The sequence below is a fragment of the Chloroflexus sp. genome (assembly GCF_049970315.1).
Lineage (GTDB): Bacteria > Chloroflexota > Chloroflexia > Chloroflexales > Chloroflexaceae > Chloroflexus.
This window is the reverse complement of the sequence record NZ_JBMFNE010000004.1, coordinates 130,369-156,865: the sequence shown is the minus strand read 5'-3', so window position 1 is coordinate 156,865 and position 26,497 is coordinate 130,369. Positions and strand designations below refer to the sequence as shown.

Genomic DNA, 26,497 nt, shown 5'->3' with positions numbered 1-26,497 from the left:
CAGGCTCCGCACTATGAGATGTGTTTAGACGAAGCGACCTCACTTTACACAGAAAGGAACCTCAATGCATGGATCAGATGAACGATTACAGATATTGCAAATGGCCCGATCTGAGGTATTGGCCGGACGCATGAGCCGGCGCGCTTTTTTACGGCTTGGGCTGGCACTTGGTCTCTCGGCAGGAGCAACCGCAATAGTAGCATGTAGCAACTCCTCATCCACACCCACACCTGTTCAATCTTCACCGACTCCTACCGGAGCTGGTGGTCGTTTGCGTGTCGCTACCGAGATTCCCGTACAACTCGACCCGGCATTCGCCTCTTCCGATGCCGAAATCCTGGTTTTGAATCATGTGTATGATTACCTGGTCGATATCGATGCCAACAATACCATTACACCTCGCCTTGCCCGTGAGTGGACGGTTAGCGATGATGGTTTGCGCTATCGCTTCACCCTTCACGACGGGGTAACATTCCACGACGGCAGTCGCCTGACCGCCGCCGATGTGGTATGGACGTTTAATCGCCTGCGCGACCCCGCTCTCCAATTGCCAACTGCCGATCTCTATGCCAATATTGCCGATATCGCCGAGGAAAACGAAACTACGGTTGTTTTTACCTTATCAGAACCTAACCCCTTCTTCCTCTACGATCTATCCGATAATCACGCCCTCATTCTGCGTGCCGGAACGACAAATGCAGCAACGTCGTTTAATGGGACCGGCCCCTTCAAGGTCGTCGAATATCGCACCGAGAATCGGATCGATCTGGTTGCAGCCATACCCTATTTTCAGGCCGGTAAGCCTCTCGTCTCTGCGCTAGAGATTATCTTCTTTGCCGATCAAGCAGCGGCCGTTGATGCATTGCGTGGCGGGCAGGTCGATCTGGTGCTGCGGATGTCAACGCCGTTGTTCCAAACGCTGCAACAAACCGCCGGCATTGTGACCGTACAAACGCCAACCAACGGTTTTGATCTGGTGCGATTACGATCTGACCGTGAACCGGGTAATAAACTAGAGGTGATCCGTGCGCTCAAACTGGCTACCGACCGGCAAGCTATCTTCCAACAGGTGAAGGCCGGGTTGGGTGCTGTTGGACGCGATAGCCCGATCGGACCGCTCTTTAGCGCGTACTATTCGGAAGAGACACCGTTGCCACCGCGCGATCCGGCGGCAGCCCGCGCGTTACTCGAAACGGCCGGTTATCGTGATGGCTTGCAGCTCGATCTCCACGTACCCGATTCAGGTGACCGACCTGATCTGGCAGTGGTGCTGAAGGAGCAGTGGGCTGAAGCCGGGATTGATGTTAACGTGATCGTCGAACCCGAAAGTGTGTACTATGGCGATGATCGGTGGCTCGAAGTCGATCTCGGGATTACCGGCTGGGGTTCACGTCCGGTACCACAATTCTATCTCGATGTGATGCTGGTCAGCGGAGCAATTTGGAACGAGAGCCACTTTAGCGATGCCGAATTCGATGCACTCGCAGCTCTTGCCCGCACCACGCTCAACGAGGACGAACGTGTACGAGCGTATCGGGAGATCCAGCGGATTCTGATCGAGCGCGGGCCAATTATTATTCCCTATTTCTTTGCTCAGCTTAGTGCGCACCGCGAGGGTCTGCGCGGATATGTCGCGAAAGCTTTTCCCGGTCGCACCGATTTGGCAAGTATTGCTGTTTAGACACGAACCCATCGTCACACAGCATGCCTGTGCGACGATGATAGTCCATTTTCCAGGCAGTTGTGACAAGAGCTATGAACGTTCGACAGGTTGGCCGTGCCTTCTTTGCCGATCCGGCAACTGCGGCCGGTACCATCATTGTGATAACTTTTCTCGTGCTGGCGCTCTTTGGCCCGATCATTGCACCGTACAGTCCAACCAAACAACATAGTAACGCTATCCGCCAACCACCATCACTTAACCATCTCTTCGGCACCGACCGCCTCGGTCGCGATCTGTTCAGTCGCGTGGTGTATGGAGCACGCGATATTTTGGCGTTGGCCGGTGGTGGTACAGCGCTTGCCGTGGTATTGGGTACACTCATTGGAGTCAGCACCACCTACCTCGGCGGTTGGATCGAAGAGTTAGTATTCCGCTTATTCGACGGGATCCTTGCTCTGCCTGCCCTATTACTGGCACTGCTCCTGCTCGGCGCTGTGGGACCATCACGTACCGGTGTCCTGCTCGTCATCGTTGTTGTCTACACTCCCATTGTCGCCCGAGTGGTGCGTAGTGTCGTCCTGTCGCTCAAACCGCGTGGTTTTATCGAAGCGGCCCGTATGCGCAACGAGCGGCTGAGTTATATTCTGTGGCGCGAATTGTTGCCCCTGGTTGCCCCAACTCTCGCCGTCGAGGCAGCACTACGCTTTTCATACGCAATTTTTTTGGTGGCGTCGCTCGGTTTTCTTGGAATCGGGGTACAGCCACCAAACCCTGATTGGGGTCTGATGGTTCTTGAAGCTCGTAACGAAGCTGTTCTCGCCCCTTGGTCGCTGTACGTGCCGGCAACAGCTATTGCCCTTTTGGTGATCGGAGTGAACCTGATGGCTGAAGGGGTGCGGCGAGCACTGAATACCTGATGGTTTGTGATCTACCACGATACATCCATGACAATATCTACCCTCGAAGTTCAGCAGCTTTCAGTGGTCTACCACACCAATGGACGCATGCTACCGGTCGTGCGCGACGTGAATTTCACCGCTGCCGCCGGTGAAGTCATCGGCATCGTCGGCGAGAGTGGTAGTGGGAAAAGCACGCTTGGGTTAGCCCTCTTACGCACTTTGCCGGCGAACGGTCAGGTCAGTAGTGGTCGGGTGTTGCTCGATGGCATCGATCTCTCCCAAATGGAAGGATCCGCGTTACGTGCTCTCTGGAAACACTCACTGCGACTGGTGCCACAAAACCCGCTAGCGGCACTTAATCCAACGCTGCATATCGGGGCACAGTTGATTGAAGCAATTGGCGGTAATCGGCGAGAAGCCGAACAGCAGGCCATTTCCCTCTTGACGCGCGTGCAGATTAACGACCCCAAGCGCGTCATGCGCAGCTATCCGCATGAGCTGAGCGGTGGTATGCAGCAACGGGTAATGATTGCGATGGCGTTGCACGGTACCCCCCGCCTCCTGGTGCTCGATGAACCGACAACCAGCCTTGATGTCACCACGGAAGCGGCTGTGGTCGACCTACTGGCGGAACTGATCCGTGAACGGCAACCGGTTTCCTTATTCATCTCGCACAATCTCGGTCTGGTAGCCCGCATCGCGACACGCACAGCGGTGCTGTACGCCGGTGAAGTAGTTGAAATTGCACCGACAGCAGCGTTGTTTTCCCAGCCCCGCCATCCCTACACGCAAGCCTTACTACGGAGCCTACCGCGACCGGGCTTGCGCTACGATCAACATCCATTGCAACCGATTGAAGGATCGATTCCGCAACCCGGTGAGCTAACGACAGGATGTGTCTTTGCCCCACGCTGCCCGTTGGCCGATACTCGATGCTGGCAAGAACGACCACCGCTGATCGCACTGACCGACGATCACGCGACGCGCTGCCACTACTGGTCACACATGACTGCTGAATCGGATAATCCATCGTTTACCATACCATCACCGAGTACCGGCAATGAGCCACTCTTGACCACGGTCAATCTCACGAAAACGATGATCCAACATCGTACCCTCACCGATCTGTTTCGGATCAATAAGACGCCGAATGTCGTTGCCTTGGCCGGCGTCGATCTCACCATCCATCGCAATCGCACGCTCGGTATTGTTGGTGAGAGTGGCAGTGGCAAAACAACACTGGCCCGCTGCATCATCGGATTAACTCCTCCATCGGGAGGCAGCATCGAACTGCTCGACATACCACTCGCCCCGCTGATCCAGCAGCGAACACGCGAGCAACTACGACGCTTGCAGATGGTTCTGCAAAACCCGCAAGAGGCGCTCAACCCGGCCCTCACAATTGGTGAGACACTCAGCCGACCGTTAATCCGGTTAGGGGGGATGGATCTACAGACGGCTCATCGTCGGGTTCCCGATCTCTTACGGTTGGTGAAACTTCCGCCTGAGTATGCCACACGCCGCCCTGCCCAACTGAGCGGTGGTGAGAAACAGCGCGTCGCGATCGCCCGTGCGTTAGCAGCAACCCCCGACATACTCGTGCTTGATGAAGCAGTCTCGGCCCTTGATGTATCGGTGCAGGCGGCAGTGCTCAACCTTCTCGCCGAAGTGAAAACTCAAACCGGCATTGCTTATCTCTTCATCACCCATGACTTGGCCGTCGTGAGCTACTTGGCCGACGATGTCGTGGTGATGTACCGCGGGCACATTATCGAGCATGGCCCGATCCATGCAGTGTTGGCCCCACCGTTGCATCCTTATACCGAAGCACTCCTCGCCGCAACCGAGCCACATGGCATTCGCATCGGTGAAGCAGAGACGACCATACCGGAACACGGTTGTCCGTTCCAGCCCCGCTGCCCGCGTGCGATTGGCGAAATCTGCGTGAGTACGCCGCCACCCTGGCGTGATGCCGGTAATGGTCATCGGATTCGCTGTCATATTCCATTAGAAACGTTACGGGCTACTCAGCAACCTGAATTGATTGAGCGTTAATCTGGTTATACGACGTATGGTTCGTTATCTGATTCGGCGAATAGTTTTACTCGGAGTGACGTTTCTGATCAGTTCGTTGATCATCTTTCTCATCTGCCGGCTCTTACCCGGCGATGTGGCACGGGTATTGTTAGGACGCGAAGCCGGCGAGGCAGCCCTCGCCAGACTACGCGCCGAACTAGGCCTCGACCGCCCATTGCCCATTCAGTATCTCGATTGGCTACGCGGCTTTTTCAGCGGTGATTGGGGTATCTCGTACAGTACGCGCCAGCCGATTCGTCCTCTCGTGCTTGAGCGGCTAGGCAATTCACTACTCCTTGCCGGTGTTACCCTCGCCCTCGCCTTACCCCTCGGTATTGGACTGGGAGTTTGGGCCGGTTGGCGGGCCGGAAAACCCGACGATACGATGATTAGTGTCGCGACCCTAGCCGTGACCGGTTTACCGGAGTTCGTCACCGGCTTATTGCTGATCGACATTTTCGCATTCCGTCTACGGTGGCTGCCTGCCAATTCCTCCATTCGGCCCGATGCAACTCTGCTCGATATTGTTCCCCAACTGATCTTGCCCGCTATTACCGCTACGCTCGTTTTGCTCGCCTATATTGCCCGCCTTACGCGCACCGGGGTTATCACCGAATTAGAGCAAGAGTATGTCCGCACTGCTATGCTCAAGGGTCTCGCTCCGCTATCGATCTTAAGCCGTCACGTTTTACGCAATGCTCTCCTACCTACAATCACGGTGATTGCGATCAGCTTTGGCTGGTTGATCAGCGGATTAATCGTAGTGGAAAATGTGTACAACTATCCCGGCATCGGTCGTTTGCTCACGTTCGCCATCGACCGCCGAGATCTGATCTTGCTCCAAGCAGTTGCAATGGTTACCGTCATGATCTTTGCGGTAGCAAACCTTGTTGCCGATCTGCTCTATGCGTTCCTCGATCCGCGTATCCGGCTGGGACAGGAAACAGAATACTAGTTGACGGGATACTGCCTTGCCCGTTACGAAAGCAGAAGGGGGGAGGGCGTTCCTCACCCCACCATACTATACCAAAACGAGAACGCTCCATTGTGTGGAATGCTCAATGCACCAGAAACTGATCGAGCAGCGTCACCACTTGTTGACGATACTGTGCCCAAGCCCGCCGGCCGATTAATCCCTCAAGCACATGTTCAAGACCTTCACGATTACTGAAATACGCCTCTAGGCCATCAGCGGGCCGCAACACATGCCCACTCCAAGGTTTTGCCCCATCGAAGATAATCCGCAGTGCCTGATCGGCGACAAAGAGACGATACTGTACAGGATTATCACTTTCACGTTTGTATGTCATCATCGCATACGTATTGGGTAGTCGATGCGTAGCGTCAAGACAGAACAACATTGTTAGCCCTCCATCAATATCTGTATGAGACTCAAAAACACCTGAACATTTGCCAAAGCCGACAAGTGTCAGGTGTTAATCGGGGCGCTGGAGGTCAGCTCAGCGCACATACACTGTACCACAGCACAAAGCACAAACATACCAACCGAGGGTGGATCAACGGGTGGAATAGAAGGTGGATTGAACGTTGGGTTGCAGATCATCCTCGTTTACGCAATGGAGTAGGTAGTTACCAAGAAGCACTGTGCAAGTGGTATAATGCGGTGCGACAGAGAGGAGGGTGCTTGAAATATCAACTAACCCTACATCCCGTCGCCGGAGCATGGCACAGCGAGCAGCTTACGCTTACGGTCGAGGGTGAATACATTCGTGATGTTGAATACCGACCGGCTACCGGTGATGGCGCGTATGCCCAACGTCTTCTCCAAGGTAGCGTAGAGAGTGCAGTACGGGCAGCAGCACGAGTCTGTCCGTATTGCAGTGTTGCCCACACCTTTGCGCTGAGTTTGGCGCTCGAAGCACTAGCCGAGATCACAGCACCATTACGGGCGCAAGCGATACGGGTTATAGTAGCCGAACTTGAACGTGCAGCATCGCATATGAATACGTTGGCGGCTCTTATAGCCGCCTTAGGCCTGAACAGTGCAACACGCCTAAGTCAACTGGAAACCCGGATTCGTTCAATCCTGTTGGCGCTCTTGGGCCACCACGAGGCTGCGTATATCCGGCCGGGTGGATTAGCCGAACCGCTCGACGAAGCACGCTTAGCTGACACCGAACGAGCTATCAACGAGCTACTACCACATATGATTGAACTTGCCGAGCAAACCATTCCGCGACGCACGTTGGTAGCGCGAATGGTAGACATCGGCGTACTCACCACCGACGCTGCCCGGCAATTTGGTCTAGCCGGTCCATTAGGACGAGCCAGCGACATCGCAACCGATCAACGCATCGATGCGCCTTACGCCGGTTATACCGTACTCACACCGGCTCTGGTCGTCGAACAAGGTGGTGATGTCCATGCCCGAGCAGTAGTCTTATTAATTGAAGCAATTGAATCCTTGCGATTGGCAGCACGTTGGTTGCATAACCTACCCATTGGAGAAACGTACACCGCATTTACGCTGAGGTTAGGTGAAGGGACGGCAACCGTTGAAGCACCACGCGGACCGTTGCGCTATACTGTGCGCAGTGATGGTCAACGATTGACGACGGTGGAGATCGGGATTGCGCCACAACTAGATCGGTTACTGGCCCGCACGCTCTTGCAAAACGCCGCAGTGGATGATACCTTGCTGATCGCTATCTCGACCGATCCTTGTACTGCGTGCTGGCGCGCAGCAACCTCTGCGATTGGACGCGAGCATCTACCATTGTAACGTTCGTCGAGACGACAGAGAGGGACACCGATCTGCACCGTCGCCATAATCCACGGATAGAAGTTTCATGGGTGTCACAATCGGTCTGATCGGCCTGTTAGCGGCAGCGGTAATGTGTTTTTTACTGACCACAACCGGTCTTACCCGCCGGATGGGATTATTTGCTGCGTTGGCCGCAGGACTAGCAACCGTCGGCGTTGCACTTGACCCAGTAGTTTTGGCTCCGACCGACCCGTTGCTGACTATCGGAGCAATCCCACTAACTTTACCATCAGCGGTTGCCCTCAGCGAGCGGGCAATCGTCGTTGCCATCTTGCTGAGTGGAACCGTTGGGTTACTGGCGCTTGCCTTGACGGCTCCGCCGTCAACAATCGGTTTGGGGGCATTATTTGGCTGGCTTCTCATCAGTCTGGCGGCAGCGTTATTGAGTTGGACTATTTCCCCGCTGAGTTTTTTTACCCCACTGAGTTGGGTACTAGCGGTGGTATCAGTGCATGGAAGTTTACTCGCTGCTAGTATGCAGTATGAACCAGATCGCTTACCGGGCTATCTCATCGCCGGAGCTGTGGCCGTCGTGGCGGCAAGTAGTCTGATCACGACGATGGCCCTCCAACCACCAGATACCTTACCGGCGCCGGTGATTGTGGTAATTGCCATCATCGGCGCCTTAGCCCTCGCCGGAGCACCACCGTTTGCCGGTACACGCCTCGATGCGGTCGGCGCACCGCCATTGATCGGCGCATTGACCGTTGGCGTAGTCTTACCATCGATTGGTTTAGGTTTTATCGTGCGCATCTTACCCCAATTACCGCCGCTGCCCGATCTGGCGAGTGCAGTGCTCGCGGCTGCCGGTACGCTCGGAGCATTGGGTGCTGCGTTCGGCGCATTACGGTCAACATCGGGCCGCGAACTCGTCTTTTGGCAAGGGGCAATGCAGGCAGGCTTGGTGGTCTGCGCTTCAGCAATCAACGATCCACTGGCCGGCTTAGCCGCATCGGCGTTGTTGTTGGTCATACCACTTCATGCGGTGACCGGCGGTTTGGTGGTAGCCGCGATCGAACGGCATCAAAGCAGCGATACGCTTGATGGTACACCGGCGCAGATTCGCTTACCACTCACCGGAGTGCTCTGGATGGTGATTACGGCAACGGCTACCGGCTTCCCCGTCAGTTGGAGCTTCTGGGGTTGGCGCTGGCTGAGCGAAGCACTGGTCACCCGACTTGCGTGGGCCATACCACCCCTGATTGCGGCAGCAGTGATAGGGTTGGCGGCCGGTCTCCCGCTCCTCTTTCGCTGTTGGTACGGCCGTGCCGGTGTCAACGAACGCGGTCGCGAACAGATCCTTGGCGTTCTTATACTCGCACCACTGGTGCTAGCGGGCATAGCGCCGTGGCTAGCGTGGCCGCTCTGGCTCAGTTGGTCACCCTTTGCTCCGCCAATCTTGCCCGCTGAGCCGATTGCATGGCCATTTGTCGGACTCGCTCTGGCTATCGGGATTGGTGGGTGGTTTCTCGCGCGGCACGCAGTCTCGTCACCGTCGCTCAACCCCGGTGAGGCAGTCATTCCAACGTGGCAAGGTATGGGTAAGGTACTCGGTTGGCCGGTCGAAATTGCCAACGCGCGCACCATGTTGACTCTGATCGGGCGCGGCCTTGATCGAGTAGCGACTCTGCTGCATACAGCGATGATCATCTTCGAGCAGCGCTACTATCTGTTTGGCGTGATTGTTGCACTGATTGCTATCCTCGTGTTGATGGCACAGTGAGCAGGAACGATATGACGATTGATATTTGGATCATACTGCTTAGCATCTCAGCAGGTGGTATCTTGTTGCTACGCGACTGGCGGCTCACTGTTGGGCTGTTACTCTTGAATTATATTGCACTAGCCGGTTTGCTGAACCAACAACCGTTTATTCCACCTGATCTTGGTCAGTTTGGGCTGAGTTCACTAGCCGTGATAAAAGTGCTGACCGGCCTTTGCGCCACTTCAATTCTTGCCGTAACAGCACTGACCTTTTCTCGTGACTACGGCCTCGAAGACCTTGACGAATTCGGGCAAGCGGAGCTACGACGCGCCTTGCGGGCAGCAGCTCGCCAACGCTCAACCGAAACGTTTCGACTCATCGATTATATGCTACCTTTTGGATCAGGCCTGGCAGCGCTTGGCACAAGTATCCTCTTACCACTTATCTACCCAATCGCTCCTAGCCCGGTCCTCGATTTCGCGTGGTACTGGCTCGCCCTCAGTGGCGTCTTAACCATTGCCACGGCAAGCGATGTCTTGAAGATTGGGCTAGGAATGTTACTCTGCACCAGCGGCATCGATCTGCTCTACAGCACCGTGATCAGCGCACCGGCGGCAAGTGGCTTGAAGATTGTACCGCTATCACTCCTCAGTACGGTGCAAATCTTACTCGCCTTAGCCATTGCATATCTTGCCGGCTTGGTCTACGGTCGCCTCAAGACACTCGCCATCAGCGAACTCTTCCGCGGATAACCATGCTGTACCTACTACTCATCTTCTTCCCCATCAGTATGGCGTTCACCACCTTCCTCTTGCGCCGTCGATCGCGGATCGCCATCGGATTGGCTATCGGCACCCTGATAACCGAACTCTTGCTCGCGGTGCAAGTGCGGGTTGACGATCCGATCCGGGTGTTGGGCGTGACATTACTCCTCAGCCCATTACATCAGATTTTCCTCTTTCTCTTTCTTGGAGTGGGCATCGTCACCCTTATCACTGCGCTGATCCTGCCTCACGGGGAAAATCTCAGCGCGATTGGTTTGCTTACGATCGGGCAGACCATCGCCATTCTAGTCATGCAAGACTCGTTTGTCACCGCACTCGTGCTCGTTTCAATTGGTCTCACCACCGTGCTGGCGATTGTCGATCTGCCGGTCGGTGCGGGGGTTTTGGTGAGTCGGCAAGTCTTAGCGGCGGCACTTAAATATCTGGTTCTGATGGTTGTCAGCGGGATTTTGCTCTACATCGCATATGTGCTCACCGACATCTTTCGACCGGGCGAACTGCCGGGACGAATCTCACCGGCCCGTTTCATTTTGGCACTGTTGGCTGCCGGTTTTGCGTTGCGGATGGCATTGACTCCATTTCATTCATGGCTGGTTGATCTCGTCTCATATAGCGGTTCTCTAGCCAGTATCTTGTTGATCGCACTACCGGCGCCGGCCAGTCTCCTCATCTTCCTGCTTACCCTCCAAAGTTTTCCCACGCTGATCTTTGAAGGTGGGCAGGCGCTCAACGTCTTGCGCACCGGGGCTGCAATCAGTGCCGTACTTGCGAGTGCTTTGGCGTTAACCGCGGGGTCACTACGTGGTCGAATCGCTTACCTTATCGCAGGACACTGTGGAATCATCTTCTACAGTTTTGCCTCATTGTCACTGCCCGGTCTGAGCGGGGCTATCTTAGGCAGTATCAACCTGGCATTAGGCGTAACCGCAGTCCTCCTCAGTTTAGCGCTGATCGAATATCCCGACGGACAATTAGCGGCAACAACACGCAGTGACCTGTTTTGGCAGCGCCCGATGGCCGGCGCGGGTTTACTCGGTGGTGGGCTGGCACTCATCGGATGGTTCCCGTTTCCGGGCGGCACGAGCTATCTCCTTGCATTACAGGCGGCCGCGGCCATCAACTGGATCGAAGTACTGGTTTTGGCAACAGCGATGGCACTTGCCGCTCTCACACTGGTACAGTTGACGATCCAGTATTTGCTGGGGACACGTGAATCATCACCAACCACTGAACCTCCACTACTTGAGGAATCTGACCTGAACCGGTTAGTGCCACCGCGTCACGTTGGCGAACCGATAGGGGTCGGTGGGCTTATCGGGGTATTGCTGGTTGTTATCATTGTGATCGGTCTCTTTCCCAACCTACTCTTACCAACTATCGAAGCCGCAGTGCGTAGTTTAGCGGTGCTGTCGGCCTCATAGTGCTGTTCGACGGTCATGGCACCCAGGTTATGATAGACGAAGAGAACGGGGCGATTGTACGAATGCCGATAGGATACTACCCGTTCGCGCCATGACCCATGGGCGCATACTGCACAATGAAAGGGTCTGGACCGTTTATGTGGATAGCTGAGTTGCTAGCACTCTTGATCTATCCGGGTGGTTTGTGGACGTTTGGGCTATGGATCGGGTATCGCGAACTCACCACATGGCAACTACCAACCAACGGCCAATTACGCTTCGCAACCGATCGACCCGGTTGGATGGCACTCGCCACGCTCTTCTGCGTTGCCGGTGGGCTTACCGGTCTACCGTGGCCGTGGCATCCGTCGCCACACGCATTTGGCTGGTTAGGGGCGTGGGCCTTGCTCGAGGTAGCGGCATGGCTGCCACTGTGGCCGACCTTAACGGCGGGAACTCCTCGTATCGTTCGTGCTGCTATGCGCGAGGCGCAGATCAGCCTGCTCGGTCGCGCATTACTGTGGGGCGTAGCAGCGATAGGCTTTAGCAACGACAATACACTGACCGGGGCAGCGCTTGCCGGGCATGGGCTGGTGTTGGTGAGCGGCCTCCTGAGCCTCCCGGCGGCGATCAATTGGGGGCCATTCGGTCCAGAACCGTCACTCGGTCCGCACGGTATTGTCGAAGGGCAGTCGACCAAGACGGCTGCTGCTATAACCTTCGCCCGTGACCTGGTAGCCGCGGCGCTGATTACGGTCGTCTGGCAAGCAGGTTTATCACTCGCCAGCGTGCCGGCGTGGGTAGCGGCAGTGACGATCATTGCGGGGAGTGTGGTCACGATTCTCAGCCTACGCTGGCTACAAGGCCGTGTACCCCGTTTTAGCGTACCGGTCGCACTGCGCTTTACACTGGGTTGGGCCGGCAGTACAGCCTTGTTGGCAGTGATAGTGTTAAGATAAAATAGCAATACCTGAGATTCGGTAGCCAAGTCACAACGGCGATCACTTTTGGAGCATCATCATGACCGAAGTCATCGTAGTTGAAGGTCTCACAAAGCGTTACGGTCATGTCTCGGTATTACGCGGAGTCAATCTGCGCGTGGTCGCCGGTGAAGTCTACGGATTGATCGGTCCGAATGGCGCCGGCAAATCAACCCTCATCCATCTTTTATTAGGATTTTTGCATCCCGATAGTGGGCGCATTCGCGTGCTTGGCAGCGCAGATCTCGAAGCACAACGCCGCTTCATCGGATATGTTCCCGAACGTCAGCGTTACCATACACACTACACAGCCCTTGAATACCTCACCTTTCTCGGCCAATTCGACGGTATTCCGCCTAAACGCTTGCATCAGCGTATCGACGAGCTGCTCGAATTAACCGGCCTAACCGCAATGGCCCATCGTTATCTGCGCACGTTCCCGAAGGGGATGTTGCAACGGCTCGGCATCGCCCAAGCCCTGTTAACCGACCCTGACTTGTTACTGATCGACGAACCGACCAGCGGGCTTGATCTCGATGGTCAGCAGGAATTGCTCACCCTTCTCAAGGATGTGCGACAGCGCGGTCACACGGTCTTGCTCTGCACCCACCGACTGGCCGAAGTGGAATACCTTTGCGACCGCGTCGGTATCCTCACCGAGGGCAAAATAATGCTCGAAGTTAACGTACCTGAGGTACGTCAAATCCCCGGCAGTATGGTCATTCAGACGGGACCACTCGATCTAGCGCTGCGCCAACGGCTTGAAATGATCGGGCCAGAGGTGCAAACCAACGAACACACCGTACTGATTAGCCCACATACATCTGAGCTACAAGCAAAGGTACTGCAAATCCTCCTGGAAGCGAAAATCTCCATCAACGTACTGGAACCACAAATGAGTCGTTTGATGCAGATCTATTTGCATACCGTTAGCGGTCAACCAACAGACAACCTAGTGGCATCTCCCGTAACGCGGATCTCGCTCCGTGACACGCCACAACCACCACCAACTGATGAGATAGACCCGATGCTTAAACGTCTCTTACAAATTGGTAGTATCAATTCCACCCGTTCTAAGGACGGTAAACAATGAAGTATACACTCGTACAAGCAACGCGATTAGTTCGGTTTAACTTGCTTGAGTACTTACGCTCTGGTCGGATCTTTTTTGAACTGGTGGCGACGGTTGCCTGCTATGCAGCTTTGCTTCGCCCGACCGATACCCCGATGAATGCCGGCTATCTGTTTACCGTGCTTGGATTGTTTGGACCACTGATGGCAATGATCACCACCGGTTTTATCATCGGGCTGGTTGACCGCCCTCAGGGGTACATCGTCTTGGCCCACAATGTTAGTCGTATCGCTTATTTACTGGGGGTGTTTTTCACGTCAGTTACGGTCGCAACGACAATGTACGGTATGCTCAGCCTACTCGTTGCCATCCTCAATCGGGCAATTGACCTTGATCTGATAGGCTGGATCCTTGCCACCTTACCCCTTTTCCTCAATATGTGCCTTGGCGCAGCACTCATTCTACTGCTATCACCATTGGTAGCGTCAACCGGGTGGCGCCTCTTTATCTTAGCCCTGGTAGCCGTTGCTTTGTCGAGTAACGTGATTAGTGGTCCTGTCATCAACCAAATCGCCGAACTGAGTCCTGTATTGGTCGACGTGCTACGGGCAGTACAGACGATACTGAGTAGCCCGCTCGTGCCGGTGATGTACGGCTACCACCTGAGTATTACCCGTACCTTCTCGAATATCACGGCGTGGTCGAATCTACTTGCCCAGTGGTCTCTCTTGCTCGCATTTCTCGGACTGGCGCACTACGCCTTCAAACGACGTGACCTGATCTTTAGCGCGTCGTAGGATCAGTTACCGGTACAAAGGCGATTGCATCTGCCCAGATCCCTCGCCGACGATCACCGGCCAGCGTTCCGGTGGCGACTAACGGTGTGCTTGTTGGATCGAATTGATACACTCCTAAATCGGCCCACCAATTCCGCTCAGCTTCTAGATCAACCGTCACTACCGTTTCACCATCGTGGTGACGGATGAGAAACCGCGCCTCTCGTGAGTCATCGTAGCCGTTGAGGGCAAATGGCACATACGCCAATACCCGATAGGTGCCGGCGGTAGGTAGTTCCGGTTGCCAGACTGCGACGCGCGGTGCAGCGAAATCACTCATCCGCCACGGACGTGACGTGCTAACTGCCAATTGCGACGGAGCAAACTGCGCGCTCCCGCCGTAGCCCATCGCTATCGTTTGCCATTCACCACTCGTGCGAAAACCAGGATCGCCGTCATCAACGACGATCACGTTTGGCGACGGCGATCCACAGGGCGAGGGCATATCAGCCCATAGCCAAACGCTGATCTGACCCACCGGATTCACAGCCCACGGATCAGGATCGGCACCGCACCAACCGTATGGATCGACATCACGGCCTAGATACTGAACCTGAAAGTGCAGATGCGCACCACGCGCACAACCGGTATCGCCGGCAATACCGATCACCGCACCACGTTCCACGACATCACCGGACGTCACCAAGACGCGTTCCAGATGCCAATACAGTGTTCGGTACCCGTTACCGTGCTCAATAATCACCGCACCCGCCGGCGTTGCACACCCATCATCGGAATAGCCGGCAAAGACAACCCGACCAGGTGCAGCGGCCAGTACCCGATCGGGTGGTCCCATAGCATAATCCCAACCGGTATGTCCATCGTAGGCAAACGCACGATCGGTTTCGGCCCGGCCCCAGTAGGTATGCAACGAACCGTTAGCCCGCAAAAATGGAGTATCGTGGTCGAAAAACGAGGTCACAGGCACGTTATGTTCTGCCGGACGCGAGAGAAACGGTGCTGCCGGCGGTGGCCAGTCAAGCGGGGCAAGACGCGGATCAAGATCGAACAGACGCTGATAGGTCGGGGCTACCGCCCAGAGTAACCCATCGAGCCGATCCGGAGTAGTCGTCGGGGCGAGCGCTCGACTGAGCACATACCGACTAAGATCGGTTGGCGCTCCGATCTGACTCCCATCGGCAAAGGTCAACGGTGGTAACTCGGTCGGACCAAGCAGAGCGTAATCACGCAAAGCTGCCCGCAGCTCGCGGGTCAGCCAGCGCAACTGGTTAAACAACCCTCGCCGGATGCCGTTATCGCCGCGAAAGCCGGCAGCCCACACCAACTGCCCATCACTCGGATTAGGAGTACTGAGCAGACCACTCTGTAGTTCCATCAGGCTAAGCAACAGACGGGGACTGATACTGTACAAATTGCTCAACACGACCAACACATCGGTAAACGAATGGCTGCGCCCACCGACCACCGTGCGGATGGTAGCCAGCGGACTATTACGTGCTTCTAGAAACGCTTGAATCTCAGGCCCACTAAATTGGTAATCGTAACTGAGCCGTTGGGGATCGAACAGCGGATGGACGGCAGGGGCAGGTGTGGGGGGCACAACCGGTGGCTGTGTTGGCGTGATCGTTGGGAAGACGGTGGGAAGTGGTGTCGATAGGACGGTCGCAGTTGCCGGTTGGGAGCCAATGACCGTTGGGGTTAGCGGCGGTGGTGACGGAGTCACCGGCGGCAATGGGGCCGTGCAAGCCGTTAGGCAGATCAGCACAATCAGCAACAAGCGATGCATAGTGCGATAAAGATAGCCGAAAGTGAGGGAACGGTCAAGTGCGGGAGCGAGGGTGTGGCATCGGCCATCGATACAATTGGCGGTACATCACTTACAGGAGGCAGCCAAACCGAGGGGTATGCCGATAAATAAGGAGATGCTTACAAAAGTAACTCTTTAACAGCAAAAATCACTGAAGGAACACGAAACAACGTAAGGTACTCCCTAAAAGGCCTAAGGTGCAGCAACTACAGAATTGGTGTTCACCGCAACTCGAACACCTCTTTATCAACCGGCTCAATCTCAACCGGATAGTGGCCGGTAAAACAGCCGGTACAGAAAGTCGCCGGGTCACGACCGGTCGAGCGGATCAAACCCTCAAGGCTCAGATAAGCTAGACTATCAGCACCGAGATGCTGGCAAATACCTTCAATCGACATCCGGTGTGCGATCAGTTCTGGGTAGGTAGCCATATCAACACCGAGGAAGCACGGATGACGGATCGGCGGAGATGAAACACGCACGTGTACTTCACTTGCTCCCGCCTCACGGAGCATCCGAACAATCGGGCCGCTGGTATTGCCGCGCACAATACTATCATCAACCAGAACGACCCGTTTACCGGCCAGATTATCGGAGAGTGCATTAAACTTAAGCGCGATACCCAACTTACGCAGCCGGTCGTCGGGTTGGATGAAGGTACGACCGATATAACGGTTTTTGATCAAACCCTCCGAGTAGGGAATGCCCGACTCTTGGGCATAGCCGATAGCAGCCGGTGTTGCACTATCGGGCACGGCAATCACCACGTCGGCATCACACGGCGCTTCCCGGGCCAATTCGCGCCCTTGTGCCACACGCATGGCATGAAGCACCTTTCCGTGCAATACGCTATCAGGGCGGGCAAAGTAGATGTATTCAAACAGACAAGCTGCAATCCGCGGCGAGGGCTGGTGTGAGATCACCTGCGGGCCGTCGAGAGTGATTTTGAGGATTTCACCCGGCTCTATCTCACGCACCAACTCGGCCCCAATCGTACCAAGCGCACAGCTTTCCGAGGCAACCACCCACCCCTGTTCACCCAACCGACCGAGACAGAGCGGATGCAGACCCCACGGATCACGCACGGCGTAGAGCGCATCACGGGTCAGCACGGTCAGACAGTAGGCACCTTGGGCGCGCACCATAAACACTTTGAGCTTCTCTTCCCACGTGCGCCCCTCGCCACCCGCCAGCATTTGGGTGATCACCTCGCTATCGCTACTGCTGGTTAGACCCACACCACGTTGGAGGAGTTCGCGACGCAGTGAAGCAGCATTGGTCAGATTACCGTTGTGGCCGACGGCCAATGGCCCCAACGCACTCTCGACGACAAACGGTTGCGCATTTTCAAGTTTCGACGAACCGGTGGTCGAGTAGCGTGTATGGCCGATGGCCAAATAGCCACTGAGTGGTCGTAGTTTATCTTCATCGAAAACTTGGGCAACAAGACCCATGTTTTTATAGTAGCGAATACTACGACCATTACTTACTGCGATACCGGCGCTCTCTTGGCCGCGATGTTGGAGGGCGTAGAGACCAAAAAAGGTCAACCGGGCAACATCCGCATCGGCAGCAACGATACCGAACACCCCACACTCGTGACCCGGTTTGTCTTGGGGGAAGAGTACATCGTCCGGTGTATCAGTGATGGTATCATAAGACGTAGTTACGCCTGAGAGCGATTGCATGATAAGAGGTTCCTCCTGCGCGCAGGTTAGGAGACGACATTGCGACATTGCTATCTATAGAAAGTATAACACGGATTATGACCATACCATTCGACAGTACGCCTCCCCGCAGTAGCATCTCATGGGCCAAAGGCTGCGCACTGACGGCGATTCTCGGCATTGGATTAGGCATAAATGCCATCTTGCGACTGGTGGAAATCGGCGTAACCCTCTTCGCCAGCGGCGATACAGGGCGCATGATCGTCATCTGGATTAGCGTGGTTATCGGTGCCGCGGTATGTGGGCTGTGGGTCTGGATCGGCAGCGGAGCTGTGCGTACAGCAGCAGTGCGCTGGTTGGCTGCCTTACCATTACCGGCAACCCTGGCACTGACCATTATGATTCCCTCTGCCGAGAGCCAACTGCTGATGGTTACTCAACTCGGACTAAGCCTGATCTACACACTGGTTTTGGCATGGCTGATACGTCGTCCGCTACAATGGCAGACAACTCCAATCCTCTTCAATGCAGGGGCCTTCCTCGCGTTGCCGTGGCTAGCTATCGGCACGCCCGGTTCGTGGGTCGACGTAGGTCTCGCCTTAACACTCGGTGCGACGATAGGCTGGGCTGGCGGTCAATTACTCGCATGGCGACCACCGCTCAGTTGGGTACACGGTGAGGTACCGATGAGGGTCTGGCTCGGCGAAGGGGCTGCGCTCAGTCTCCTCCTGCTTGTGCTAAGTCGTGCGCTCGGCCCGAACGGTGCAGCCCTGTTATTCTGCTGTTGCGCACCGGTCGGGGGCTGGTTATGGTTGGCAATTGGGCGGCACGTCGATGTGAAAGCTATCGTTCCCCTCTCGGCGCTCTTTGGTCTCTTCTTTTTTGGGGTGCCACTCGTCCTGACGGACTCCGACGCATTAGTGCCATTGTTATTGTTTGGTAGCTTCCCCGAGGGGTTTCATCTAGCCTTGCTGGCCGCTCTTGGGCAGGCATTACTGGCCTTACTGGTCATACCATTAGCCCTTTTTCTCCCCAATCGTCTTCTCCACACCGCCGGTGCAGCACTTGTGGCAGTGGCCGGGCTGACGCTGCTCATCGGGGGTGGACGAGCAACACCGGCGGGGGATCGCTGGTTCGTGGTGTTGCGCGATCAAGCAGATGTGAGCGACCTCACGACTATCACCGATTACCAAACCCGCCGCAGCGCTGTGTATCGCCGTCTAACCGATCATGCCATCGCAACGCAAGCCGATCTTCGAGCAGCGCTTGACAGCTTAGGTGTGCGCTACACACCCTACTATCTCGTCAACGCCTTAGAAATTGAAGGCGATCTCCCACTGCGTCTTTGGTTGGCAAACCGGCCCGAAGTGGCCGAGGTGATGCCATCACCATTTTTACGCCCGTTACCGCTACCACTCCAAACAGCGCGTGGCGACGAACCATCACCTGATGAAACACCCACCAATCTCACCGTTATCGGTGTACCGGAGGCCTGGGCATTAGGAGTGCGTGGCGCCGGCATTCTCATCGGCCAAGCCGATTCGGGGGTCGATGCTGAACATCCTGAATTGAGCGATGCGTATGCTGGTCAGACAGAAAACGGAGTCATCCACGCTTATCATTGGCTCGATCCGTGGACGGGTGCAGAAGCACCGTATGATCACAATGGGCACGGTACCCACACTCTCGCGACAATCTTGGGAAATCGGGTCGGGGTAGCACCGGATGCGCAATGGATCGGGTGCGTCAATCTGGCCCGCAACATTGGTAACGCACCGCGCTATCTCGACTGCATGCAATTCCTCTTTGCGCCGTACCCACCGGGCGGCGACCCTTTCCGCGACGGCAACCCGACACGAGGTGCGCACATTCTCAACAATTCATGGGGCTGCCCGCAAGACCTCGAAGGCTGCACGTCCACATCACTCCAACCGGCCGTCCGTGCGCTCCGTACCGCTGGCGTCTTCGTGGTTGCTAGTGCCGGCAATGACGGCCCGGCATGCAGTTCAGTCAACTCCCCTCTTGCCATCTACGCCGAAGTGATGACGGTCGGCGCTGTGAATAACGAGGGCCGCCTGGCGCCATTCAGCAGTGTCGGTCCGGTTGTCAGTGATGGTAGCCTCCGCCCTAAACCCGACCTACTCGCACCGGGGGTAGAGGTGTTATCGGCGTTTCCTAACAACAGCTATCACCGAGCTAGCGGCACTTCAATGGCCGGACCACACGTAGCCGGAGCAGTGGCCCTCCTCTGGTCAGCAAATCCTGCTCTGATTGGAAACATTGACGCGACCGAGCAGATACTCCGCGATACTGCTCGTCCCTATCCCTTCGACGATAGCGACCGGTGTGGTGCAGGGAATGGCACCGGAGCCGGTATTCTTGATGTTGCATCCGCAGTCCGCCGAGCACTGGCACGATAAGCACGAACAGTTATCTCACAGTGGTCGTGGACACACCACAATAGCTCCTCCTTATCTTGTTGCGCCACCGACAAACATGCTCGTTCTCCATGCGATCACACCGTTTGCCCGATATGATACACTCTACATGTGGGATCACGTCGACTGTCACTATTCAAGCTATGATTCGCTACCAACGGACTGCGCTCGCGTTTCTCGGTCTGCTCTCAATAGTAACCCTGATCGCTGCGCTCAGCACGGTCGGTGATGCAACGTTGCGCAACGACTGGTCACGATTGGCCGGGATGTCAACGTGTCTTGGCGTAATGCTCGGTTTGGCGTGGCTGACACCGCTCCGACTGCTGAAGGTTGGCGGGCGATTAACGCTGATCGCCATTGAATTGGCCGCCACTGCATGTGCCCAACTACTCACTGCCGCACCATTGATCGACTATATCTATCTCGTGCTCGTCCTACAGGGAATCATCCTCTTCAGACCATGGTTGTGGACATTGATGGCGGTGAGTGTGTGGATCATTTGGGCAATTGTACGCTATCAACTCTCGAACGATATATTGATCTGGCTACAAAGCAACCTTGCGATTGCCTTTCCCGCGGTTTGCGCCATTATTGCAGCGTTTATCTATGCGCGCCACGTTCATCGTAGCGAGCAGGTGCAGCAGAAGCTCCAACAGATGCAGCAACACTATACGGCGCTATCGACATTATTACGCGATATACAGCAGCGTGTCGCACGGGAAGAGCGTCAGCGGCTGTTGAACTGGCTCACCGGCGAGGTACAGCAGACATTGGTCTATGCAGAGCAAGGGCTGACCACAGCCTTGGCGATGGCACAATCGAACCTCAACCGCTTACAAACCGCACTCGATGTACCACGAACAGCAACGGCAACGGCGATTGCCCGATTACGGGCGACCGTACAGGCCCTACGCTACGTCCCAAATGACACGAAACCGACACCGTATAGAATGCTGGCCGGGGCGTTCGATGAAGTGCTGATCTCGTCGCTGCCTAATAATATACTGGCTTGGTTACTGCCATCGCTCTTTGTGGGCCTATCGTTAGGGCTGGTATTCCTCCAATCCCGGCCTCCCTCGCTACCTATACTGCTTTGGCTCGTGGTATTAGGCGGTCTGTTGATCGTCACCAATGCCTACACACAGTACGTCCGCCGCTCCATCTTTATTCAGATCGGCCTGGTAGTACAAACAATTACGATTACCCTCATGGCCGCCCTTACCAACTTGCTTCCCCTATTGTGGGGACTGTTGTTGGTCGCTTGGCAGATGACCAGTCGCCTCTCACGGTGGCAACTGCTCTTCTTCAGCGGAATATGGCTCCCGTTACTAATGATGATCGGCTACATCCAGCCAAGCTTTCGCGACTCTACGACTATTATGAGCTTATTGGTGGCGGTAATGCTCGTCAGTGGCCCGTTGCTGTTGGCTCGACGCCAATTACGTCGTCGCCAGCAGGTCGAACAACAGGTTCAGTTGCTTGAAACCGAAATAAAACAGCAAACTGACGAGGTGCAGCGGATTACCATCGCCGCCGAACGTTCGCGTCTTGCCCGTGAAGTACACGACGATCTCGGCTCCAAACTCGTGTTAATGAATCTTGAACTGCAACTCGCCACCGAACTGGCCGGCGAAGATCCGGCTAAGGCACGTGACCATTTAGCGAACAGTCGCGAATTGTTGCATAGCGCATGGCGCAGTTTGTTAGCAGTGGCCGACGCTGAGCTACCGTTTCAACCGGCAACGCTAGTCCCAGCGCTACACCGGCTAACCCAACAGTGCGCACAGAGCACCCAGGCTACCGTGACTATCGACATCGAAGGCGATTTGGCGCAATTATCGGCACAGGTAGCACATTGTATCTACCGCACGGTGCAAGAGGGGTTGACCAACGCCTGCAAACACGCCCACGCTGCCACCATGCATGTCCAGGTGCGTGCAGCCGACGGTTACGTGGTAGTCACCGTCACCAACGATAACCGTCCACACCAAGTATTACCCCCTGTTGATTTGGGAAATGGCAGTTTTGGTCTATTAGGTCTGCGTGAACGGGCCGAGGCCCTTGGCGGCGGGTTAGAGGCGGGACCACTCGCCGAAGGTGGCTGGCGACTACGGCTGGTGTTACCCTACGAAGGTGAGGAATAGCGATGGCAATCCGGGTGCTCATTGTTGATGATCAAGCGTTGATTCGCACCGGTATTGCGACGTTATTGGCGCGCAAGCCGGATATTGAAGTCGTCGGGCAGGCCGGCAATGGCCGTGAGGCGCTCAACCTCGTCGCCAAGCTCGATCCGGATATTGTATTAATGGATGTGATGATGCCGGAGATGGATGGGGTTGAAGCAACCCGACATCTGAGCGCGCGCGGCCCACGCCCGGCAGTCATTATGCTCACGACCTTCCCAGATGATGAACGTGTGTTACAGTCGATTGCCGCCGGCGCCCGCGGCTACCTCCTCAAAGATGTTGATCATCGCGTATTAGCCGATAGCATCCGTACCGTTGCTGCCGGCGGTGCGCTCATCCATCCGCAAATCACAGCCCAACTCTTACCACGTCTTAGCCAATTGGCGACACCGTCCGCTTCGCTCCCTAGCCCCTCAGCCGAACCGTCCATCGCACTGACCCCTCGCGAACGAGACATTCTTCGCCTACTGGCACAAGGCTACACGAATCAAGAGATTGGCGAAGCACTCGCACTGAGTATTGGGACCGTCAAAAACCATCTCAGTGTGATCTTCGCCAAACTCGCCGTGCGCGACCGGACTCAAGCCGCTTTGTGGGCACGCGAGCATTTACGGTCGTGAACGTTATCGCGACCCACCCGCTGCCGGTTGCTCGCCCTATGAATTTGTGCAATTCTCGTTGACAATTGTCATGCTACACGGCAGCAAGCCTGATGAACTCGCACTAGAGCGGATAACAACTGGCAACATGACCTGGTACGTCGGTGGCGCAAGTAATCCCTTGGCCGTGTACATCACCGAGTTACCAGCTTGGTCTCCTGCTGTGATGATCAAGTGAACATCCGGCCAATTGCGCGGCACCAATGCGCGCCAGAGACGCCCATCGGTAGTGTCTTGGGTGAAGGTTAGCGGTGTCCACGTCACATTATCGTCAGCAAGGTAGACGGCCGTCACCGTTACTTGCGGGTTGGTCGGGTGATCAGGATCGCTGATCACGACTTCAATCGGTGTCGATACATTTTGCGGAATAATATCTTGACCGGCGATACGTACCCGCTCGATCACCGGCGGATTCTGATCGGCAAGTGCCGTCTCAGCACCAGATGCTGCCGGATCGGTATAGATGACTTGAAAGACGAGCTGAGTATAGGTGCGCAATGTACCGGTGACACCGTCGGTAGTGCGAAAGACGGCGGCTGTGCTAATCAACGTATCACGCTGGCCTGCACCATCACCGAGGCGGCTATGACCAAAAAACCGGTCTGGTAGCCAGAAACCGATGCCGGCACTAAAGTCGGGTTCGATGGTGGTCGTGATGAGCGGGTCAAACGTCTCGGTCACAATTTGGGTGACAGTCGGGTTAAAGTTGTCAACCGTATTGTACTGTCCACCGAGGAAAATCACATCTCGCACCACTAACGGTACGCGGTTATCATCATCATCATCACTCCCCGAAAGCGCTGTAATATCGTATGCAAAGGCAGGTAAACTCGGCATCCCGATCTGGTTATAGTCAAAGACGGTAACGGTAGGTGTGATGTTAAAGGTACTGTTAAGCAAGAAGGTATCGCTAATCGTCACATTGCTCGCGCGGAGGCGGACGACTGAACCGGTACGCGTGGGTTGGAGATAGTTTGGATCGTAATTGATCGTAAATGTAATAGTACGGGTCAACTGACTGCTACCGATTGGCTCTGGTGCCGTGCGGTCGTCAACCGGACGTTCGGCATTGAGGTCTTCAACCGGCGCATTCAATGGGTTATCAACGAAGAGCCGCTTCCACGGTAAGCCATAAAGGGTAGTTATTGACAGTATCTTGTAATCGTAAGCGTTCAAGCCAAACGATGTCCGTAGATAGCGGATTTTAGCATTGACCAACGCTTCACCAATACTGCGGCCAACGTAAGTGAAACCTTCAGGAGCAGCCGAATCGGGACGTGTCTCATTCCGCAGCAACTCTTGCGTCAATAACACCGCCAGTCGCTCACTGTAATCAACTCCGTCGAGTGTGCCATAGCCGTAGCCGGTGTTACCGATCCAGTTACCGGCATGCCGGTTGAAGGCTTGGGGAAAGTCGGCAGTATACCGACTGACCGGGATCGTCGCTGGTGATTGGAGGATCGCATTGGACGGTACGTTGTAACCGCTATGGCAACCGATCGAATAGTAGATAGTATTGTAGAAAAAGCCAGGGCATAGCGATGGGTAATAATCGCACGACGAAGTCGGTCCGCTACTGCTGTACTGCACTGCCAGGATGCGCTCGGCGGGAAAGTCGGGATTGGTACCACTCCTGACCGCTGGAAGAAGCTGCCAATGGTCGAAGTGGGCATTCAATGAACTCAGTACCGTTTGGGTACGGGAATAAACGTCGAGCGGCGTAGTGAAGAAGCCGGTCGCGTCAAGTGGTTGTTCAAGCCACGCATTCTCAAACGCGGTTCGATTCCACGTATTCGTAATTAACAGTCGCTTGGCAACACTATCTGTCGTCGCTTGGCCGATAGTATTGGCAATTGCCGTCGCCCCGTCGATTAAGAAATCATACCCGGTTAGCGAAAGTGTTGGCGTATAGAACGAATCGGCCCGTAGATCGATGGAGTCATCCCACCCCGGTACATTCCGACGCAAAAAATCGACAATCTCCGTAGGCCGTTCCACAATCCGGCCAACCGCTAAGTCTGGGATAAACAGTGGAAAGCCGTAGAAGCGGTAGGGTCGGTCGGTACCGTAGGGATTATCACTGAGGAGCATACGGTTACGAAGGGCGGCACCCAAGGGATTATCGGGTGAAATAAGGCTATTCCCGCCACTATTCGGATCAATCGTCTCTAAATACTTTAGATAATCGGCCTCGTTCGCAATCGTCGTCAGATCGGGCAAGCGGAAAAACGGGATAATCTCATCACTCCCGATCAGCACAATGTTGCGCACGTTAGGATACGGTGTTGTTTGCACATTCTCATCACTGGGTTCGACATTGTTGTCTACAGAAATCTGGTAGCCTACCCGTACCTCACCCGAACGACCATTGCCTGTTGGATCGATCATCGCCTCGATCACATGGTCGATAATGCTGGCGAGATAGTTGGCATACAGTGGGTTACGCTGGTTATTAGTCTGAACCGAATCCTGTAACAATTGGCTAAACGGAGTCGCACCACTGCCCGTGACAACGGTGAGATCGGCCATGCGTTGTTCGACCTGCCCCGCGGCGAGGTTTCAGCGTCGCACCACTGCCCGTGACAACGGTGAGATCGGCCAAGTCGATCACAAACCCTTTTTCTTCAATCAGTGGAGTTTCGTTACTACTCCACACCAATGTTGCGGGGCTCGTATAGAACTGAAGGGAATCATCTATCGCCAGAATGTTGCTTAACTCATCTGGATAAACCTCTTGCATTCGGGCAGAATTGATAATATAAAGGGTGGTCACCTCAGGATCGGGCACATCGGTGAGGACCTGAACGTGAGGAGCCGGTCCGAGCGATTGGAGCGTACTTCGATTGAGCGTAATCGTCAGTTGGTAGGGAACAGGACTCGTCTCACCGGCACTTGCCGGTGCAACCGCGACAAAATAGCGCCCCGGGTGCCAGACGATGGTTTCGATCTGTTCGTCGCGTGTTCCCGGATTAACGCTGATCGAGGTAATCTGCCCGCCGATTGACGTAATCTGCCCACCGATCGAAGTGATCTGCCCGCCAATTGACGTAATCTGCCCACCGATCGAAGTGATCTGTCCGCCAATTGACGTAATCTGCCCGCCGATCGAGGTGATCTGCCCGCCGATTTGCGTCACATCTTCCAGGCCGCTTTTCCCAAGATCGAACTCAAAACTCTCAGTAGCACCTCCCTGTCCGGTCACAGGATCGACTCCGCCACCAAAAACGAGGTCGTAATCGGCTTGTAAATTCGTCAACGTCACCGTAACCAATGAGCCGGGCGCATCGATAGTGAAAGCAAAATAATCAATATCACTCGATGACGCGATCACACCCTCAATCGGTTGACGCCAGCTATCAGTACGGCCGATGGCAATGGATTGCGCAGTAACACCAGGTGGCGTGATGCTACCGTTCGGTTCGCTTTCGCCAACGAGGGGCAATTCGGTCACGGTCGAGAGCTGGATCGGAACTTCAGCAGCCGTTGCCGGGATCGATGTCGGGGCGAAGGCAAGTGGTGCTGCCAACAGGCTCAGAATACTGACAACGAACCAGATACGTGACATTGTCTTCAACTCC

At 55.3% G+C, this 26,497-nt stretch carries 19 protein-coding genes; 14 read left to right on the top strand and 5 right to left on the bottom strand.

Translation table 11 applies throughout. The annotated features are described in order from the left end of the window. Nucleotides 1-64 precede the first annotated feature (64 nt). The 4 genes from ACP5OT_RS04465 to ACP5OT_RS04450 all read left to right on the top strand — a co-directional run bounded on the left by ACP5OT_RS04465 (nt 65) and on the right by ACP5OT_RS04450 (nt 5,593). A complete protein-coding gene (locus ACP5OT_RS04465) occupies nt 65-1,681 on the top strand; it encodes an ABC transporter substrate-binding protein (RefSeq protein WP_424676589.1) in 1,617 nt (538 codons plus the stop codon). A 74-nt stretch (nt 1,682-1,755) separates the two neighbouring features. Further along, on the top strand, nt 1,756-2,580 hold the full coding sequence (locus ACP5OT_RS04460; protein WP_424676588.1) for an ABC transporter permease: 825 nt from the start codon (nt 1,756-1,758) through the stop codon (nt 2,578-2,580). A gap of 27 nt (nt 2,581-2,607) precedes the next feature. Continuing rightward, nucleotides 2,608-4,617: an ABC transporter ATP-binding protein gene (locus tag ACP5OT_RS04455; protein WP_424676587.1), complete on the top strand. Its 2,010-nt coding sequence runs from the start codon at nt 2,608-2,610 to the stop codon at nt 4,615-4,617. Nucleotides 4,618-4,633: 16 nt separating this feature from the next. Further along, nucleotides 4,634-5,593: an ABC transporter permease gene (locus tag ACP5OT_RS04450; RefSeq protein WP_424676586.1), complete on the top strand. Its 960-nt coding sequence runs from the start codon at nt 4,634-4,636 to the stop codon at nt 5,591-5,593. A 103-nt stretch (nt 5,594-5,696) separates the two neighbouring features. Here ACP5OT_RS04450 and ACP5OT_RS04445 read toward each other — a convergent pair whose 3' ends face one another. Continuing rightward, entirely contained in the window at nt 5,697-5,999 is a 303-nt protein-coding gene (locus tag ACP5OT_RS04445; RefSeq protein ID WP_424676585.1) for a hypothetical protein, read from the bottom strand. Between the two features lie 284 nt (nt 6,000-6,283). On the opposite strand from ACP5OT_RS04445, the gene ACP5OT_RS04440 reads away from it, so the two are divergent. The 7 genes from ACP5OT_RS04440 (at nt 6,284) to ACP5OT_RS04410 (ending at nt 14,162) form a co-directional block, all read left to right on the top strand. Then, nucleotides 6,284-7,381 (top strand): hypothetical protein, encoded by a 1,098-nt coding sequence (locus ACP5OT_RS04440; protein WP_424676584.1) that lies wholly within the window; start codon nt 6,284-6,286, stop codon nt 7,379-7,381. A gap of 67 nt (nt 7,382-7,448) precedes the next feature. Then, a complete protein-coding gene (locus tag ACP5OT_RS04435) occupies nt 7,449-9,146 on the top strand; it encodes a hypothetical protein (protein WP_428131437.1) in 1,698 nt (565 codons plus the stop codon). Between the two features lie 11 nt (nt 9,147-9,157). Next, a complete protein-coding gene (locus ACP5OT_RS04430; RefSeq protein WP_428112660.1) occupies nt 9,158-9,880 on the top strand; it encodes a hypothetical protein in 723 nt (240 codons plus the stop codon). Nucleotides 9,881-9,882: 2 nt separating this feature from the next. Next, nucleotides 9,883-11,334, top strand: a complete 1,452-nt coding sequence (locus ACP5OT_RS04425; RefSeq protein WP_424677034.1) for a proton-conducting transporter membrane subunit — start codon at nt 9,883-9,885, stop codon at nt 11,332-11,334. 137 nt (nt 11,335-11,471) lie between these two features. Beyond that, the gene (locus ACP5OT_RS04420) at nt 11,472-12,272 is read left to right on the top strand and encodes a hypothetical protein (protein WP_428131434.1); all 801 of its coding nucleotides are present in this window, start codon (nt 11,472-11,474) and stop codon (nt 12,270-12,272) included. A 61-nt stretch (nt 12,273-12,333) separates the two neighbouring features. Next, on the top strand, nt 12,334-13,386 hold the full coding sequence (locus ACP5OT_RS04415) for an ABC transporter ATP-binding protein (protein WP_424677036.1): 1,053 nt from the start codon (nt 12,334-12,336) through the stop codon (nt 13,384-13,386). Next, nucleotides 13,383-14,162: a hypothetical protein gene (locus ACP5OT_RS04410; protein ID WP_428131432.1), complete on the top strand. Its 780-nt coding sequence runs from the start codon at nt 13,383-13,385 to the stop codon at nt 14,160-14,162. Before ACP5OT_RS04415 ends, ACP5OT_RS04410 begins: the two co-directional genes overlap by 4 nt. Here the strand turns inward: ACP5OT_RS04410 and ACP5OT_RS04405 are convergent. Beyond that, nucleotides 14,149-15,948 (bottom strand): peptidoglycan DD-metalloendopeptidase family protein, encoded by a 1,800-nt coding sequence (locus ACP5OT_RS04405; RefSeq protein ID WP_428131429.1) that lies wholly within the window; start codon nt 15,946-15,948, stop codon nt 14,149-14,151. The genes ACP5OT_RS04410 and ACP5OT_RS04405 overlap by 14 nt on opposite strands. Before the next feature lie 242 nt (nt 15,949-16,190). Continuing rightward, nucleotides 16,191-17,657 (bottom strand): amidophosphoribosyltransferase, encoded by a 1,467-nt coding sequence (gene purF, locus ACP5OT_RS04400; RefSeq protein ID WP_424677039.1) that lies wholly within the window; start codon nt 17,655-17,657, stop codon nt 16,191-16,193. A 77-nt stretch (nt 17,658-17,734) separates the two neighbouring features. Here purF and ACP5OT_RS04395 point away from each other — a divergent pair, with 77 nt between their 5' ends. The 3 genes from ACP5OT_RS04395 to ACP5OT_RS04385 all read left to right on the top strand — a co-directional run bounded on the left by ACP5OT_RS04395 (nt 17,735) and on the right by ACP5OT_RS04385 (nt 22,880). After that, complete coding sequence (locus tag ACP5OT_RS04395) at nt 17,735-20,056, top strand: S8 family serine peptidase (protein ID WP_424677040.1); 2,322 nt, start codon at nt 17,735-17,737, stop codon at nt 20,054-20,056. A gap of 161 nt (nt 20,057-20,217) precedes the next feature. Continuing rightward, a complete protein-coding gene (locus tag ACP5OT_RS04390) occupies nt 20,218-22,218 on the top strand; it encodes a sensor histidine kinase (RefSeq protein ID WP_424677041.1) in 2,001 nt (666 codons plus the stop codon). A gap of 2 nt (nt 22,219-22,220) precedes the next feature. Then, entirely contained in the window at nt 22,221-22,880 is a 660-nt protein-coding gene (locus ACP5OT_RS04385; protein WP_424677042.1) for a response regulator, read from the top strand. Nucleotides 22,881-22,916: 36 nt separating this feature from the next. Here ACP5OT_RS04385 and ACP5OT_RS04380 read toward each other — a convergent pair whose 3' ends face one another. Together ACP5OT_RS04380 and ACP5OT_RS04375 are read right to left on the bottom strand one after the other, a co-directional pair. Next, nucleotides 22,917-25,448 carry a peptidase gene (locus ACP5OT_RS04380; RefSeq protein WP_428131427.1) on the bottom strand — a complete coding sequence of 844 codons (2,532 nt, stop codon included), beginning with the start codon at nt 25,446-25,448 and terminating at the stop codon, nt 22,917-22,919. Then, entirely contained in the window at nt 25,402-26,484 is a 1,083-nt protein-coding gene (locus ACP5OT_RS04375; RefSeq protein WP_428131425.1) for a hypothetical protein, read from the bottom strand. The genes ACP5OT_RS04380 and ACP5OT_RS04375 overlap by 47 nt, the downstream gene beginning before the upstream one ends. Between the last annotated feature and the right edge of the window lie 13 nt (nt 26,485-26,497).

What these genes read in the sequence shown, in the direction of transcription:
- ACP5OT_RS04465 (WP_424676589.1), top strand. Translation starts at nt 65, where the DNA reads ATGCATGGATCAGATGAACGATTACAGATATTGCAAATGGCCCGATCT.
- ACP5OT_RS04460 (WP_424676588.1), top strand. Translation starts at nt 1,756, where the DNA reads ATGAACGTTCGACAGGTTGGCCGTGCCTTCTTTGCCGATCCGGCAACT.
- ACP5OT_RS04455 (WP_424676587.1), top strand. Translation starts at nt 2,608, where the DNA reads ATGACAATATCTACCCTCGAAGTTCAGCAGCTTTCAGTGGTCTACCAC.
- ACP5OT_RS04450 (WP_424676586.1), top strand. Translation starts at nt 4,634, where the DNA reads ATGGTTCGTTATCTGATTCGGCGAATAGTTTTACTCGGAGTGACGTTT.
- ACP5OT_RS04445 (WP_424676585.1), bottom strand. Translation starts at nt 5,999, where the DNA reads ATGTTGTTCTGTCTTGACGCTACGCATCGACTACCCAATACGTATGCG.
- ACP5OT_RS04435 (WP_428131437.1), top strand. Translation starts at nt 7,449, where the DNA reads ATGGGTGTCACAATCGGTCTGATCGGCCTGTTAGCGGCAGCGGTAATG.
- ACP5OT_RS04430 (WP_428112660.1), top strand. Translation starts at nt 9,158, where the DNA reads ATGACGATTGATATTTGGATCATACTGCTTAGCATCTCAGCAGGTGGT.
- ACP5OT_RS04425 (WP_424677034.1), top strand. Translation starts at nt 9,883, where the DNA reads ATGCTGTACCTACTACTCATCTTCTTCCCCATCAGTATGGCGTTCACC.
- ACP5OT_RS04420 (WP_428131434.1), top strand. Translation starts at nt 11,472, where the DNA reads ATGTGGATAGCTGAGTTGCTAGCACTCTTGATCTATCCGGGTGGTTTG.
- ACP5OT_RS04415 (WP_424677036.1), top strand. Translation starts at nt 12,334, where the DNA reads ATGACCGAAGTCATCGTAGTTGAAGGTCTCACAAAGCGTTACGGTCAT.
- ACP5OT_RS04410 (WP_428131432.1), top strand. Translation starts at nt 13,383, where the DNA reads ATGAAGTATACACTCGTACAAGCAACGCGATTAGTTCGGTTTAACTTG.
- ACP5OT_RS04405 (WP_428131429.1), bottom strand. Translation starts at nt 15,948, where the DNA reads ATGCATCGCTTGTTGCTGATTGTGCTGATCTGCCTAACGGCTTGCACG.
- purF (WP_424677039.1), bottom strand. Translation starts at nt 17,657, where the DNA reads ATGCAATCGCTCTCAGGCGTAACTACGTCTTATGATACCATCACTGAT.
- ACP5OT_RS04395 (WP_424677040.1), top strand. Translation starts at nt 17,735, where the DNA reads ATGACCATACCATTCGACAGTACGCCTCCCCGCAGTAGCATCTCATGG.
- ACP5OT_RS04390 (WP_424677041.1), top strand. Translation starts at nt 20,218, where the DNA reads ATGATTCGCTACCAACGGACTGCGCTCGCGTTTCTCGGTCTGCTCTCA.
- ACP5OT_RS04385 (WP_424677042.1), top strand. Translation starts at nt 22,221, where the DNA reads ATGGCAATCCGGGTGCTCATTGTTGATGATCAAGCGTTGATTCGCACC.
- ACP5OT_RS04380 (WP_428131427.1), bottom strand. Translation starts at nt 25,448, where the DNA reads ATGGCCGATCTCACCGTTGTCACGGGCAGTGGTGCGACTCCGTTTAGC.
- ACP5OT_RS04375 (WP_428131425.1), bottom strand. Translation starts at nt 26,484, where the DNA reads ATGTCACGTATCTGGTTCGTTGTCAGTATTCTGAGCCTGTTGGCAGCA.